The 14,478-nt window shown below is 37.5% G+C and carries 13 protein-coding genes; 8 read left to right on the forward strand and 5 right to left on the reverse strand.

Features of this window, described 5'->3' with window-relative positions:
• Nucleotides 1-270: 270 nt before the first annotated feature.
• Nucleotides 271-795 (forward strand): hypothetical protein, encoded by a 525-nt coding sequence (locus G504_RS0105870; protein ID WP_019669221.1) that lies wholly within the window; start codon nucleotides 271-273, stop codon nucleotides 793-795.
• Between the two features lie 29 nt (nucleotides 796-824).
• Here G504_RS0105870 and G504_RS0105875 read toward each other — a convergent pair whose 3' ends face one another.
• Both G504_RS0105875 and G504_RS0105880 read right to left on the reverse strand, forming a co-directional pair.
• Nucleotides 825-1,820, reverse strand: a complete 996-nt coding sequence (locus G504_RS0105875; protein ID WP_019669222.1) for an acyl-ACP desaturase — start codon at nucleotides 1,818-1,820, stop codon at nucleotides 825-827.
• A gap of 63 nt (nucleotides 1,821-1,883) precedes the next feature.
• Nucleotides 1,884-2,609 (reverse strand): metallophosphoesterase, encoded by a 726-nt coding sequence (locus tag G504_RS0105880; RefSeq protein WP_019669223.1) that lies wholly within the window; start codon nucleotides 2,607-2,609, stop codon nucleotides 1,884-1,886.
• Nucleotides 2,610-3,003: 394 nt separating this feature from the next.
• Here G504_RS0105880 and G504_RS0105885 point away from each other — a divergent pair, with 394 nt between their 5' ends.
• Nucleotides 3,004-3,948 (forward strand): carbohydrate kinase family protein, encoded by a 945-nt coding sequence (locus G504_RS0105885; protein ID WP_019669224.1) that lies wholly within the window; start codon nucleotides 3,004-3,006, stop codon nucleotides 3,946-3,948.
• Nucleotide 3,949: 1 nt separating this feature from the next.
• Nucleotides 3,950-5,890: an alpha-amylase family protein gene (locus G504_RS0105890; RefSeq protein ID WP_019669225.1), complete on the forward strand. Its 1,941-nt coding sequence runs from the start codon at nucleotides 3,950-3,952 to the stop codon at nucleotides 5,888-5,890.
• Here G504_RS0105890 and G504_RS0105895 read toward each other — a convergent pair.
• The 3 genes from G504_RS0105895 to G504_RS0105905 are packed head-to-tail and all read right to left on the reverse strand — an operon-like array spanning nucleotide 5,887 to nucleotide 8,675.
• Nucleotides 5,887-7,023, reverse strand: coding sequence for an ATP-binding protein (locus G504_RS0105895; protein ID WP_019669226.1), 1,137 nt, complete (start codon nucleotides 7,021-7,023; stop codon nucleotides 5,887-5,889). The genes G504_RS0105890 and G504_RS0105895 overlap by 4 nt on opposite strands.
• On the reverse strand, nucleotides 7,020-7,775 hold the full coding sequence (locus tag G504_RS0105900) for an SDR family NAD(P)-dependent oxidoreductase (RefSeq protein WP_019669227.1): 756 nt from the start codon (nucleotides 7,773-7,775) through the stop codon (nucleotides 7,020-7,022). Before G504_RS0105900 ends, G504_RS0105895 begins: the two co-directional genes overlap by 4 nt.
• A gap of 24 nt (nucleotides 7,776-7,799) precedes the next feature.
• A complete protein-coding gene (locus G504_RS0105905) occupies nucleotides 7,800-8,675 on the reverse strand; it encodes an aldo/keto reductase (protein WP_019669228.1) in 876 nt (291 codons plus the stop codon).
• A 159-nt stretch (nucleotides 8,676-8,834) separates the two neighbouring features.
• Here G504_RS0105905 and G504_RS0105910 point away from each other — a divergent pair, with 159 nt between their 5' ends.
• From G504_RS0105910 to G504_RS0105930, 5 genes are all read left to right on the forward strand, one after another.
• Complete coding sequence (locus tag G504_RS0105910; RefSeq protein WP_019669229.1) at nucleotides 8,835-9,836, forward strand: AAA family ATPase; 1,002 nt, start codon at nucleotides 8,835-8,837, stop codon at nucleotides 9,834-9,836.
• Nucleotides 9,837-9,903: 67 nt separating this feature from the next.
• The gene (locus G504_RS0105915) at nucleotides 9,904-10,770 is read left to right on the forward strand and encodes a DUF58 domain-containing protein (protein ID WP_019669230.1); all 867 of its coding nucleotides are present in this window, start codon (nucleotides 9,904-9,906) and stop codon (nucleotides 10,768-10,770) included.
• Nucleotides 10,771-12,429 (forward strand): hypothetical protein, encoded by a 1,659-nt coding sequence (locus G504_RS0105920; protein WP_019669231.1) that lies wholly within the window; start codon nucleotides 10,771-10,773, stop codon nucleotides 12,427-12,429. It begins immediately after the preceding gene.
• Nucleotides 12,430-13,428, forward strand: coding sequence for a vWA domain-containing protein (locus tag G504_RS0105925; RefSeq protein ID WP_019669232.1), 999 nt, complete (start codon nucleotides 12,430-12,432; stop codon nucleotides 13,426-13,428). It abuts the gene before it with no gap.
• A 3-nt stretch (nucleotides 13,429-13,431) separates the two neighbouring features.
• Nucleotides 13,432-14,478, forward strand: a complete 1,047-nt coding sequence (locus G504_RS0105930) for a VWA domain-containing protein (RefSeq protein WP_019669233.1) — start codon at nucleotides 13,432-13,434, stop codon at nucleotides 14,476-14,478.

The following is a 14,478-nucleotide window of genomic DNA, read 5'->3' on the forward strand; positions in this document are numbered from 1 at the left end:
TTTAAGATTTTTTTAATACATTGTATTAAGAACGACTAATCATCCATTACCATGACAAAAAAGATGACCAACTTGCTTGGGATTATCATTACCATTTTAGCAGGTATTTATTTTTTTGTAATGTACTGCAGCCAATGTAGCTGAGATGATGATCTTGCACTTAAAAGGATGTGCAGTCTTCCATGCAAAAAATGTAAAGGATCTATAAAAAACCAACGTTAAGAGCAAGGATGGATTATTACTTAAGAACTAATTAAATGATATCAACTTATGAATTTTGAAAGTATAAACATCTGGTGTTGGATCATTCCTATTCTTGTAGGTCTTCTTTGCGCTATTTTTGGATATTTATTGGGTAAAGGAGCAAATGCCACCATTGACAATTCTTCTGAGTTAATTGAATTAAAAAATCGAAATGCAAAATTAGAAGCTGATCTTGCAGCTTGTACTCAAAAAATGGCCACTGAGAGTTTAGAAATGGTTTCTTCCGAAATTCCTTTTAACAAAAGTGCAGCCAAAGCAGCAATGGGCAAAAATGTAAAACAGGATGACCTGAAAATTGTGGAAGGCATTGGCCCTAAGATTGAAGGCCTGTTTCACAATTATGATATTAAAACCTGGAAGGCCTTATCCAAAACCACCGTTTCCAAATGCCAGGAAGTACTGGACTCGGGGGGTGATCGTTACAAAGTTCATGATCCGGCATCCTGGCCAATGCAAGCGAAAATGTGCTATGAAGGCAAGTGGAAAGAATTAAACAAATGGCAAGTAGAACATAAGCATGGTAAATTATAATTCAAAACCGGATTATGTCCGGCCCTTATTTATAACATGCCATTGGCCTCTACCCATTTAAATCGGAATTGATCCTCACTCAGCTTCATTCTTTCGGCAATACGCTGTAAACGATCCGGCATACCTAAAAGATAGTCTCTGGCTTTTTGGGCTTCATCTGAAAGGCTTCTAATAGATTCGAGATCCCAATACTGATTCAATTTATTAAAGATGTCTATATAATCCTGAGAAGTGTATACTCCCAATCTTTGAGCGCAGTTTGAAAAATTTTCAAATGCAAGTCCCATGCTTTCTCCGGATTCTCTCAAAAAATGGGCCGGCATTACAATCTTTCTCTTCATCATATCTGCATAGGCAAGCATCATACCATTAGGGTCCTGTCCAAATATGGTCTTCACAAATTCTCTATAAGCCAAATGATGGCGCATTTCGTCGCCGGCAATTATACTGCACATTTTACTAAGAAGTGTATTGCCTTTTTTCTTAGCCATCTGACCTACCCTTTTATGGGAAATATTGGTAGCCAATTCCTGGAATGAAGTATATACGAAATTCTTATATGGATCTCTGTCTGTTCCTATATCAAAACCATCATTAAGCAGGTATTGGGTTGAGATCTCGACTTCTCTCATATTTACTCTTCCGGAGAGGTACAAATATTTGTTCAGCACATCGCCATGCCTGTTTTCTTCTGCCGTCCAAGCTCTTACCCATTTGGACCAGCCACTTGGTTCTTCTGTGTGCTGATTAATTCCTTCAACATCCATTAACCAGGATTCATACGTTGGTAGCGCTTCTTCCGTAATTGTATCTGCAACCATGGTCACCCAAAAATCATATCCCAATTCTTTAGATTCCTCTCTGATTTGCTCTACAGCATCAATAAAACCTTCACTACGCGAGTCTGGAAGAAAGTCGGATGGCTGCCATATTTCTTCAATGGGGATTAAAAATGAATCCATAAATCCGGCAACTTTAGGTTCTATTGCCTGCATAACCTCCAGCCTAATATTTTTGGTAGACATATTAAATTTTCTTGCAAAGTACGACAATAAATTTTTGAAATAATTGCAGAAGCAATTCAAATATCAATTTCTTCCCCTTTCATTTGGATAAAAAAGATGAACCGGATCACTTTGCCAAACCTGCTTGGAATCTACGTCCATTATGGATAAAGATCCTTTAAACGCAGCTCCGGTATCCATATTCCAGACATTTGCTGCCCTATGAGGTTTATTTTTACCAATTCTGGTTACAGGAGTGTGGCCAATATATATTTCATGGTAATTGGTTAGTCTTTGAGGGTAAAACAAGTCTCTTTCTTCCAATTCAGGATTATGTGCTAATGCCAGTTCCCACAATGTTCTGTCCCAATAAAATATTGCAGGAAAATATTCAAATTCTACCCCTTTTAAGCTTGTGAAACCTGCATGAACAAAGAGGCGGTTTTTATCATCCAGGTAGTAATTTTCAAGATTATTGTAAAAATCCATATGGACTCTTTGTAAACCACCATCAACAGATTCATAGGATGTCTTGCTGGCCATACCCCCATGTTGCAACCACGTAGGGTTATCTTTCCCTGTTTTCAACCAATCATAACAGAGTTCATCATGGTTTCCCCTTAAAAATATGCATTGGTGTGTTGCTCTTAATTCAATCAGAAAATTGACCGTTTCAACAGCCTGGCTCCAACCATCAACATAATCTCCTAAAAAAATTAGAAGATCATCTTCCCTGGCATTGGCTCTCTGCAAAACTTGTTGTAAAGCCTTGAGGCCAGAATGTATATCTCCTATTACCAAAGTTCTCATTCAGCAAAAATCGGAATAATTCGCAGGATGACAATAATAAAAAGTTTGAGAAGGAATTTATTGTTGCTTTTTCCTCGAAATACAGATGTGCCATTATTCTTAATTTCGATCAGACAGGGTTTAAGTCTGATAACATTACTAACTTTGATAGCGTCAATCCATTTTGCAATAGATAGGAATCACCTCTTTTAATTGTTTTTTTATCTCTTCAAACAGGTTCATATTACAAGATTTTTATTTCAAAGGAAATACAAACAATTATTTCAAACAGACCGGGTGTCTGTAATTTAAAAAATGCTTGGCATATTCTAATAACGAACAGAATAAATAGCAGTTATTTTTTGGTGTGACACCTAATTTCTCATTACTTTGGGAATTGCTTAAGTACAGTTCCATGAAAGAAGTGTTTTGTATAGGTGAGGTACTCATAGATTTTGTTGCTGAAAAACAAGGCAGTGATTTATCCCAGGCCCGTGAATTTACCAAGAAAGCAGGGGGTGCTCCGGCCAATGTTGCCTGTGCAGTAGCTAAACTGGGAGGGAAAAGCGCATTTATTGGTTGTGTTGGCAACGATCCTTTTGGAACCTTTCTATTGAATGTTTTAGAAAATGAAGGGGTGGATATTTCTTTAACACAACGATCAGAAATTTTTACAACCCTGGCATTTGTCTCCATAGCTGAAGACGGGGAGCGCGATTTTGTATTTAGCAGGGGTGCAGATAAGGAACTTAAATACAGTCCCGGAATTAAGAAAAAATTCAATAAAAACATAATTCACTTCGGAGCTGCGACCGCTCTATTAGGTGGAAGTCTGGAGGAAGCATATGGACGATTTTTATTTGATGCCCTAACTCAAGAAACTTTTATAAGCTTTGACCCAAATTTCAGAGCAGACCTGTGGAAAAACAAAACTGAGATCTTTATAAAAAAAAGTATGCCATTTATTGAAAAATCTGCTCTTTGTAAGTTTAGTTTAGAAGAAGCAAAATTGATTTCAGGGAAGGAAAATATTTCGGAAGCGTGCGAGTTTTTTCATGAAGCAGGCACGGAAATCATTACGATCACATTGGGTTCTGAAGGCACATTTGTAAGTTGTCAGGGACATTCACGCATTATTCCCAGTATTAGCGTAAAGCCTGTTGATACTACAGGAGCGGGAGATGCATTTATAGGGTGCTTGTTAAAGCAACTTTCTTCAATCGATAGTATAGAGAGTATTAAAAGCAATCCTGATTTGCTTTTTGAAATGATAGCTATAGCAAATAAAGCAGGGGCTATTACAACTATGAACTACGGGGCAATAAAATCATTGCCTTCTCAAACTCAACTTGACCAATAGCATGAACCAGGCCTCATTGCACAGGTTGTTGGCTTCAAGTGAGCTGGATAGCCCTGAGAAAGCAAATCTTAATAAATTATTCGATTTAAGGTTATCTACCAACCTGCCTATAATACAGAACTTATTCTTGTCGCTATATCCAGAGTCTAATTTACCAGATTCCTTTCAAGTCCTGATGGAGCTTTTGCCTGAACTTTTCAGAAAGAGGTCAAGAAACCTTAAAATTCAAGACTTAAAGCGACTGAAAGATGCAAATTGGTATCAATCAGAAAAAATGGTCGGCATGCAATTGTATGTGGATCGATTCAATAAGGATTTGAAAGGTGTCGAAACCAAAATTGGATATTTTGAAAAATTAGGTGTCAATCTTATTCATATAATGCCGGTCACTACCAGGCCAAAAGGAGAAAATGACGGGGGTTATGCGGTGAACAGTTATACGCAGGTAGACAAGAAGTATGGAACCAAAGAAGACCTGGTAAATCTGGCAAAAAAACTGCATTCCAAAGATATGCATCTGATGATGGATTTTGTTGTAAACCATACTTCAGATGAATTTCCCTGGGCAAAAAAAGCTATGGCGGGTGATAAAAAATATCAGGACTATTATTACACCTACCCGGACAGACAATTACCGGATCAATTCGAAAATTCTCTTCCAGAAGTGTTTCCCAAAACATCCCCTGGAAACTTCACCTTTAATAAAAAAATGAATAGGTGGGTTATGACGGTGTTTAATGATTATCAATGGGATCTTAATTATAAAAATCCTTTGGTATTCATGGATATGCTGACCAACCTGACAGATTTAGCCAACCTGGGGGTAGATGTGATTCGATTTGATGCCCTGGCTTTTCTATGGAAGAAAATGGGCACAGATTCTCAAAACCTTCCTGAAGCACATCGTTTAATTACTTTATTTCGCATGTGCCTCCAAGTCGTTGCTCCCGGGGTTGTTCTGTTGGCAGAAGCCATTGTTTCTCCTCAGAAAATTATAAAGTATTTTGGAGAAGGCATCTCAAAAGGCAACGAATGTGAACTTGCTTACAATGCTACTTTAATGGCATTGCTATGGAATTCTATTGCAACAAAAAAAACCCATCTTTTGTATAAAAATCTGATAAATTTGCCAAGTAAACCCGAAGAGGGAGCCTGGATAAATTATATCAGATGCCATGACGACATCGGACTTGGTTTTGAAGACCGCTACATATACGAAGTAGGTTGGGATGCATTTGCTCACAGAAAGTTTTTGCTGGATTACTATGGGCAAAAACTCGATTGGTCTCCCGCCGCAGGACAAATTTTTATGTACAATCCTAAAAATGGTGATGGGCGAATTACCGGAAGTGCAGCTTCTCTGTTGGGCCTGGAGAAAGGATTAGCACAGAAAAATCATGAATCGATAATAATGTCGGTTAATAAAATCCTGATGCTACATGCCATAATTTTGTCCTATGGTGGGATTCCCATGATTTATGCCGGTGACGAAATAGGGATGCTGAATGATTATTCTTATCTTAAAAATAAAGACTTAAGAGAAGATAGCAGATGGGCCAACAGACCCAGACAAGATTGGAAAACCATATCTGAATTAGATAAAGTTGACACCCCTCAATCTCAAATATTTCATTCCCTAAAAAGATTAGTGGAAATAAGGCGAAATACTCCGGCATTTGCCGACAAGAACAATTTAAAGCTACATCCTAACGCAAACCCGCATATTTTTATGTTCGAAAGAACAAATGATTTTGGGAAAGGCGTCCTTGTGATTTGCAATTTTGACGAAACCATTCATATGATTGAAGTCGGAACCCTGACATCCATGGGCTATTCATCAGGAGGCAAATTGAAGGATCTTGTTTCAGGCAAAAAAATTGTTTTAAAAAGTGGCTTATTAGAAATTAAGCCATACCAAATATTTTGGTTGGTTAAACCTTAACTATATTTTACTTTTCTTAAAATTCGCAAAGACTCTTTCAGCGATTCATAAATACCCAAATCGTATTTCTTTAATATAGGCCTGGCCGTATCCATAAGATCCTTAGCTTCTTCAAAACCATTAAAGTGGCATATAAGATAAGTTGCCGGCAATAGTTTCAAATCAAGTTCTTCCGAGCGTTTCAGGGATAACCCCTTTTGAATTTTCTGGAGTATCGCATTGTTCGAATTAAAAATATGATGCAAGGTTTTTTTGTCGTATTGAGGGGGTTCAAAAATTAAATCGCTTTGAATTTGATAAGTTCCGTTATCCGAGAAAAATATATCCACTTTTTCCAAAGGAAAGTACTTTTGTTGATTTCCAAGACCCAACTTCACGTACTCCATAATAGAAAACGATTCATCATTATAACTTATTGAAATTTCATCGAGCGCAGAATAGAACAGTTTAACCTGCTCATTAATAAGTTCAATATCTACTCTGGAATAAAAAACTTCGTTTTTGACCTTTTTTTGATTCCCTGCCCAACAAAGCACAAATTGTTCTTTAAAAACCTTATAGCTGCTAATCAGATCCCTGTGTCTGTTATTAATAAAATCTATAACCCCGTCAAGTGTAAGTTCAATATTATTTCGGGCGTGTTGTTCAATTGTGGCAACGGCATCTGAATTGATATCTTTTAGCACCACATCAAAAGCCTTGGGCATGCTTATACTCCCATCTCTGAAAAAAACAGCTCCGCCATAATATTTCCATATATTGCGCCGCAATGAGCAGACCTTACCATTAGATCGTATGGTTACCAAACCAACTACTTTGCCTTCGGGTAAATGTGGAAAAGGAATATTTTCATAAGAAATCAAAGGTGGGTTATCCAAATACGCATTTACCAGGTTTTGAATCTTACTGTCATCAAAGAAATCTACCCCAAGGATTTTATTGTCTTCATCCTCGACCCCAACAACGATAAACGAATTGTTATTTGGATTGCTGTTAGCCAGCGCACAGACATGCTTAAGAAACTTGGCCTTCCCTTCCCGCTTACCTATATTTATAAACCTTTTTTTATCATAAAAACTATTTTCGTCATTATGAGCCAAAAGGTTTTTTACCAGCAGGCGTTTGTTAATCATATTGTTTTATTCACTATTGTACTGCTTGCCTGAGCAGTGGGCATAACTATAAGATCTGCAATATTCACATGAGCCGGCTGTGAAATTACAAAGTAAATTATGTTTGCGATATCTTCTGGTTTTAATGGTTGAAATCCCTGGTAAACACTGTTGGCTTTTGTAGCATCTCCTTTAAATCTGACATTGCTAAACTCTGTCTCCACCAATCCGGGATTAACGGCTCCAACTCTTATTCCATATGCATTCAAATCAATCCTCATTCCCTGATTAATTGCATCAACAGCATGCTTGCTGGCGCAATAAACATTCCCTCTGGGATAAACCTCTTTTCCTGCAGTGGAACCTATATTTATTATCTGTCCCGACCTGCGCTCTACCATTTGTGGTAAAATTGCCCTGGATACATATAACAAGCCTTTTACGTTAATGTCCAACATTGCATCCCAATCCTCAAGACTGCCTTTTTCTATGGGGTCCAAGCCATGGGCATTCCCCGCATTATTAATCAAAATATCAATATGTGTGAATTTCTCCGGTAATGATTCAATTGCTTTTGAAACGGCCTCTTTATTGCGTACGTCAAAATTCAATGTACAGACTTCAGTTAATGGTTCTAATTGCTTTTTCAATTTAAGCAACCGTTCTTTTCTTCGCCCGCAAAGTATTAATCGAATATCTTTTGTGGCTAAAAGCATTGCTGTAGCCTTTCCTATGCCACTGGTTGCGCCTGTAATAAATGCTGTTTTTTTCATAAGAACTGTTTGGGAGATTATTAATCAGGGAACCTTATGTCCCTGAGATGCTACTAACAATGAAAACCATTCTTCCAGCTCCAGATCAATTTCAGTAGCTCTTGCCGAAGCTACTAATCTTTCTTTGCTGGTAGTGCCAACAACAGGGTGTACTTTGGAAGGATGTTTTAAAATCCATGCCAGTAGAATTTGATTGCTATTTGCTTTATATTTTTTCTTAAGTTGTTTTAGTACTTTTTTTATGCGCTTCTTTCTTTTGTTAGCTTCCCTGAAAAAACTGCCTAAAGGACTCCATGCCATTGCAGTCCGGTTATGAATAATGCAATCATCGAAAGTGCCATCAAACATTAACTTTTCAGCTGTTAAGGAAAATTCAACCTGGTTAGCCGATACCGGTATTGCAGACTCCAACAGAGCTATCTGAGAAGGTGAGAAGTTAGACACGCCAAACTCGCGGATTTTGCCTTCTTTCTGAAGATAAAGAACTGCTTCTGCAATTTCATCTGGTTGCATTAAAGGGCTGGGTCGGTGAAGTAAAAAAAGGTCCAAATAGTCTGTTTTGAGTTTTTTAAGAGAACGTTCTGCAGACCATACAATGTACTCCCTAGAATAATCATAATGTTTTACCTTATTATCTCTCGCATTACACACATATTGAATCCCACATTTGGATATGAGCTGTAAATCCTGCCTTTGAGTTGAGCTTTGAAAAAAAGCGTTTCCAAATGCTTCTTCATTATCATAACCTCCATAAATATCTGCATGGTCAAAAGTTGTTATTCCATTTTCCACACAATAATCAATAAGCCCCGTCATTTCACCTTTTGTAAGATTCTTCCCCCAACTTCCCCATGTCATGGTCCCAGCAATAATATTTGAATATGTTATCCTGTTTTTCATAAGTATGTGAAAATATGAAATAAATCCCTTAAATACTTCATAAAACTTGGGGTTCTGGCCATTTTTTAACCAATCATTAACAGCACTTATATAAATAAATTTTCAATTTGCGCCGTACTGAGAGACCAACTTATTTAAAACAAAAAATAAATCTTTTTAATGGAGGAAAATACTACTGTAGATATTAGTGCTGTTAATGAAAAAATTGCACAGGAAAGTGCTTTTATAGACCTGCTTGTTATGGAAATGAACAAGGCTATTGTGGGTCAGAAGCATATGATAGAACGATTATTAATCGGGCTTTTAGGACAAGGGCACATTTTGTTGGAAGGAGTCCCCGGACTTGCAAAAACTCTTGCTATAACCACGCTTTCAAAGGCGGTGAAAGGCAGTTTTAGCCGAATTCAGTTCACTCCCGACCTCTTGCCGGCAGATGTCGTTGGAACTTTGATATATAATATGAAAGAAAATGATTTCTCAATTAAAAAGGGGCCGATATTCGCCAATTTTGTTTTAGCGGACGAAATTAACCGTGCCCCGGCAAAAGTTCAGTCCGCACTTTTGGAAGCCATGCAGGAAAAGCAAGTCACAATAGGTGATGAAACTTTTATTCTGGATAAACCATTCCTCGTTATGGCTACCCAAAACCCTGTAGAACAGGAAGGAACATACCCTCTGCCTGAAGCTCAGGTAGATCGTTTTATGTTAAAAACGGTTATAGACTACCCAAAGATGAACGAAGAACAGCTAATTATCAGGCAAAATCTTCAGGGTATACTTCAGGATGTTAAACCTGTCATATCACTTAAACAGATTCTAAGTGCACAACAGGCCGTAAGAGAAGTCTATATGGACGAGAAAATTGAGAAATATATACTCGATTTGGTCTTCGCTACAAGGTATCCGGAAAAATATGAATTGGCAGATCTCAAACCGCTCATTAGTTTCGGGGCTTCACCCCGTGGTAGTATTAATCTGGCGAATGCCGCCAAGTGTTATGCTTTCATAAAAAGACGCGGTTATGTGGTTCCCGAAGATGTCCGTGCCGTTGTGCATGATGTGCTAAGGCATAGAATAGGAATTACTTATGAAGCAGAAGCAGAAAATATTACTTCAGAAGAAATAATCAACCGGATTGTTAACGAAATTGAAGTCCCTTAATAGTTCAACCTATGTAGTTCAATGCTATAAACGCATTTGCTTATATAACTAAAAAGCTTGAACCCGAATGGATACCAAGGAGTTATTAAAAAAAGTTCGCAAGATTGAAATTAAGACCCGTCGTCTTTCAGATCATATATTTGGAGGGGAATACCATTCTACATTTAAGGGTCGTGGCATGACCTTTAGCGAAGTTCGGCAATATCAGTTTGGAGATGATGTAAGGAGTATAGATTGGAATGTTACAGCGAGGTATAACGAACCTTTTGTTAAAGTATTCGAGGAAGAAAGGGAACTAACTATGATGTTAATGGTTGATGTTAGTGGCTCTGAACTTTTTGGCACAACGAATAGATTTAAAAAAGATATTATCACAGAAATATCGGCTACACTGGCTTTTTCGGCTCTTCAAAATAACGATAAAATTGGCCTTCTCCTTTTTTCTGATGAAATTGAACTTTTTATTCCTCCTAAGAAAGGAAAAAGCCATGTGCTGAGAATAATAAGAGAGTTGCTGGAATTTGCGCCTAAAAGCAATAAAACGAATATTGGGGAAGCTCTCAAATATTTGACCAACGTCATGAAGAAAAAGGCAATTGTCTTTGTGCTTTCAGATTTTATGGCAACCGATTATGAACAGACACTAAAAATTACCGGTAAAAAGCACGATGTTACAGGAATTCGTATTTATGATGAAAAAGAAGAAAAGATCCCAAATTTAGGAGTGGTTCAAATGCTCGATTCGGAAACCGGTTCATTAAAACTTGTTAATACACAATCTAAGAAGGTTCGCTATGCTTACGGCGAGTATTATAGAAATCGCGTAGAATATTTTAAAGATACATTCAATAAATCGGGATGTGGTATTCTGGATTGCCGTGTGGATGAGAGCTATGTCAAGAAATTATTGGGTTATTTTAAGCGAAGAGGATAGATGTATATGATTTCGACAAAATTAAAACGTATTAGCAGGACCTGGTCCGGACCGGCCCTGCTTTTATATATTTTATTTTTTGCGAATCCGGTTATCGCTCAGTTGCAGCCCGTCATTCATTCAAAAGCGGATACTACGAACATAAAAATTGGTGAACAAATTAAGTTTACCGTTACAGTTGAGGTTGATTCAACTGCTCAGGTTTTCTTCCCTGAAGGGCAAACTTTTTCCCCCTTGGAAACGGTTGAAGCCTTTAAAACAGATACAACGCGGAAAAAAGACAGGATAACGCTACAAAAAATTTACGCCCTTACACAATTTGATTCAGGATCCTATGTACTGCCAGCTCAGCGCATTGAAATTAATGGGGATGGCTTTTTCACAGATTCACTTCAGGTAGATGTTGCTACAGTAGCTGTAGATACGGTTAACCAAAAGATGTATGATATTAAACCTTTGATTAGCGTACAAAAAAGTAATAGTGACTTTTGGAAAATACTCTTGATAGTTTTACTGATTATCGCTATTGCAGGAGGCCTTATATATTGGTTTATAATTCGAAAAAAACCATTGACCGAAGATGAAAAGGTGGCTTTGCTCCCTCCTTACGATAGGGCTCTTTTAGAATTGAAACGATTAGAAAATTCTAAATATTTAATAGAGGACAAATACAAGGTATACTATTCCGAATTAACCGCAATAGTAAGATCCTATCTGGAAGAAGAGGTACATATTTCTGCATTGGAAAGTACTACCGGTGAATTAATCGATAAATTGGAAATGCTGCAGGATGCAGGTGAGTTGAAGTTGCAGTACAATACAATCAAGCAATTTGAAAGTATTTTGCAAACGGCAGATCTTGTGAAATTTGCAAGGTCTAAACCCCCGATAAAAGTAGCCGAACAAGACCGAAAAGCTATTGAGGAGATCGTGATTAAAACAAAAGAAGCTCTCCCGGAACCCACAGAAGAAGAGTTGTTGGAGCAGGAAGAATATCAGAAAATTATTGCATTAAAAAACAGGAAGAAGAAAATAATTTCAATTACATCTGCTGCTGCAATTGTAATACTGGTTTCCATAGGAGGGCTAATTACCTATTTAGGCCCTTCTTATGTGTGGGATACAATTACTGGGCACCCTACAAAATCACTTTTAGAAGGAGAGTGGGTTTCGAGTTCATATGGATATCCCCCTATTATAGTTGAAACTCCTGAAGTATTGGTGCGGCAGGAGGTTAAGCTACCCCCCGAGGCCAAGGCCAATATAAAGGAACTGCAGGCTTTTATGTACAGGAGTGAAAAAGGGTTGTTTACAATTGGCACAACATCAACCACGTTAAATAAACCTGAAGAACCGGATTTCAATCAGGTTGTTGAGCAAATTTTGAAAAATTTTGAAGACCAGGGCGCAAAAAATATTATTACGAAACAGGAAGAATTTGTGACCCTGTCTGGTGTAAAAGGAATTAAAGTATTCGGACGGGGTAATTTTCCATTACCTGATTCAAAAGATTTAGTCAGCGGACAATACACAATTATTCTTTTTGGCGGAAATGGATTTCAACAGCAGTTAATCTTATCATGGTTAGATGAGGATGTTTATGCAGAAGAAATTGTAAATCGTATAATTGGTTCATTAGAAGTTAAAACAGAGGCATAGATGTTAGACAATATAGAATTTGCAAATCCTCAGCTTTTTTGGTTGCTCTTATTGCTTCCAATTGCTTTGATATGGCAGCTATTCAAGCGCAAGGAAGAGATTGCAAGTTTGAAGATCCCAAGCGTGGAAGGGTTTTCAACAAATGACTTATTGCCCAGGTTAAAACCAGTATTGTTTGCGTTTCGTTTGTTGGCATTGACATCAATTATAGTGGCAATGGCACGTCCTCAAACTGAGGATATTTCCACACGGACAAAAACTACAAAAGGCATTGATATTGTAATGGCTATTGATGTGTCTTCGAGTATGCTGGCAAGAGATTTAAAGCCTAACAGATTATCGGCCCTTAAAGAAGTGGCCGCAGATTTTATTAGACAAAGACCTAATGATAGAATTGGTTTAGTGGTTTATGCCGGGGAAAGCTATACCAAAACGCCAATAACAAGTGACAAATCGATTGTTTTAAATGCCCTTCAGGAAATTACTTATGGTCAGCTGAATGATGGAACAGCCATTGGAATGGGATTAGCTACTTCCGTTAACAGGTTAAAAGAAAGCAAATCTATAAGTAAGGTAATTATTTTACTTACGGATGGCGTTAACAATTCGGGGTTTATTGAACCCCAAACGGCTGCTGATCTTGCCGTAGAATTCGATATCAAGACCTACACTATTGGTTTGGGGACAAACGGAAATGCGCTCTCACCTGTTGCTTACAATGATGATGGATCCTATAGATATGGGATGAGACAGGTTGAAATAGATGAAGAATTACTTAAAGCTATTGCCGATGCAACGGGCGGGCAGTATTTCAGAGCTACAGATAATGAAAAGTTGGAGGCAATTTATGATGAAATAAATAAATTGGAGAAAACAGAAGTTGAAGAATTTAAGTATTATAAATATGAGGAGAAATTCAGACCATGGATCCTTTTGGCCGGGGCTTTGCTCCTTGCTGAATGGTTCCTGAGAAACACACTCTTCAGGAGTTTTATTTAGAATATGATTCAATTAGACGAGAAAATATATTTCTATCTTCTAACCATTATTCCGATAATGGTGGTAGTTTACGTATTATTGCAAATTTGGAAAAAAAGAACCCAAAAGAAATTTGCCACGCCTGATTTGTTGAAAAGATTATCCCCCAATAAGTCTAAATTCAAATCAATATTAAAATTAATTTTTCTTTTAATAGGGATTTCATTTCTGGTTTTAGGTCTTGTAAATCCGAAAATTGGAACAAAATTAGAGACAGTAAAACGAGAAGGGGTTGATATTGTTTTTGCCATCGACGTTTCAAAAAGTATGTTGGCAGAAGATATTGCTCCAAACAGATTAGAGAAGTCCAAACGCCTGGTTTCCGAAATTATCAATCAATTAGCCAGCGATAGAATAGGTATAATAGCGTATGCAGGACAGGCTTTTCCTCAGCTACCAATAACCACAGATTATGGTGCAGCAAAAATGTTCCTCCAAAGCATGAATACAGATATGCTTTCATCACAAGGAACGGCGATTAATGAAGCCATAGAGCTGGCGTCTACTTATTTTAATGATGAGGAACAAACAAATCGGGTTTTATTCATAGTTTCAGATGGCGAGGACCATTCTGAGGGCACAACCCTGGATGCTGTGGAATTGGCGGTTGACGAAGGAATACGAATTTTTACAATTGGTGTTGGAAAGACAAAAGGCAGTCCTATTCCCATTAAAAGAAACGGAATCGTAGAAAGTTTGAAAAAAGATTCTCAGGGAGAAGTGGTTATCACAAGACTAAATGAAGATATCTTAGAGGAAATTGCTGACGAGGGTAATGGGGAATATGTAGACGGATCAAATACGGATGATGCCGTAGAGTTCATCAAAGCAGAATTAAACCAAATGGATAAGCAGGAATTTGAAGCCAAACAATTTGCAGAATACAAAGACCAGTTCCAATGGTTCCTCGGCATTGGGCTATTGTTTCTGTTTTTGGAAATTTTCTTGCTGGATCGAAAAACCAAATGGCTCAAAAAAATGAATTTATTTAACGAGAAGGAGGTTCACTAA

Origin of the sequence: Eudoraea adriatica DSM 19308 (genome assembly GCF_000382125.1) — a bacterium.
Classification (GTDB): domain Bacteria; phylum Bacteroidota; class Bacteroidia; order Flavobacteriales; family Flavobacteriaceae; genus Eudoraea; species Eudoraea adriatica.

Bases quoted from the DNA above. Each gene is read 5' to 3' on its own strand.
- G504_RS0105870 (WP_019669221.1), top strand. From the start codon at position 271: ATGAATTTTGAAAGTATAAACATCTGGTGTTGGATCATTCCTATTCTT.
- G504_RS0105875 (WP_019669222.1), bottom strand. From the start codon at position 1,820: ATGTCTACCAAAAATATTAGGCTGGAGGTTATGCAGGCAATAGAACCT.
- G504_RS0105880 (WP_019669223.1), bottom strand. From the start codon at position 2,609: ATGAGAACTTTGGTAATAGGAGATATACATTCTGGCCTCAAGGCTTTA.
- G504_RS0105885 (WP_019669224.1), top strand. From the start codon at position 3,004: ATGAAAGAAGTGTTTTGTATAGGTGAGGTACTCATAGATTTTGTTGCT.
- G504_RS0105890 (WP_019669225.1), top strand. From the start codon at position 3,950: ATGAACCAGGCCTCATTGCACAGGTTGTTGGCTTCAAGTGAGCTGGAT.
- G504_RS0105895 (WP_019669226.1), bottom strand. From the start codon at position 7,023: ATGATTAACAAACGCCTGCTGGTAAAAAACCTTTTGGCTCATAATGAC.
- G504_RS0105900 (WP_019669227.1), bottom strand. From the start codon at position 7,775: ATGAAAAAAACAGCATTTATTACAGGCGCAACCAGTGGCATAGGAAAG.
- G504_RS0105905 (WP_019669228.1), bottom strand. From the start codon at position 8,675: ATGAAAAACAGGATAACATATTCAAATATTATTGCTGGGACCATGACA.
- G504_RS0105910 (WP_019669229.1), top strand. From the start codon at position 8,835: ATGGAGGAAAATACTACTGTAGATATTAGTGCTGTTAATGAAAAAATT.
- G504_RS0105915 (WP_019669230.1), top strand. From the start codon at position 9,904: ATGGATACCAAGGAGTTATTAAAAAAAGTTCGCAAGATTGAAATTAAG.
- G504_RS0105920 (WP_019669231.1), top strand. From the start codon at position 10,771: ATGTATATGATTTCGACAAAATTAAAACGTATTAGCAGGACCTGGTCC.
- G504_RS0105925 (WP_019669232.1), top strand. From the start codon at position 12,430: ATGTTAGACAATATAGAATTTGCAAATCCTCAGCTTTTTTGGTTGCTC.
- G504_RS0105930 (WP_019669233.1), top strand. From the start codon at position 13,432: ATGATTCAATTAGACGAGAAAATATATTTCTATCTTCTAACCATTATT.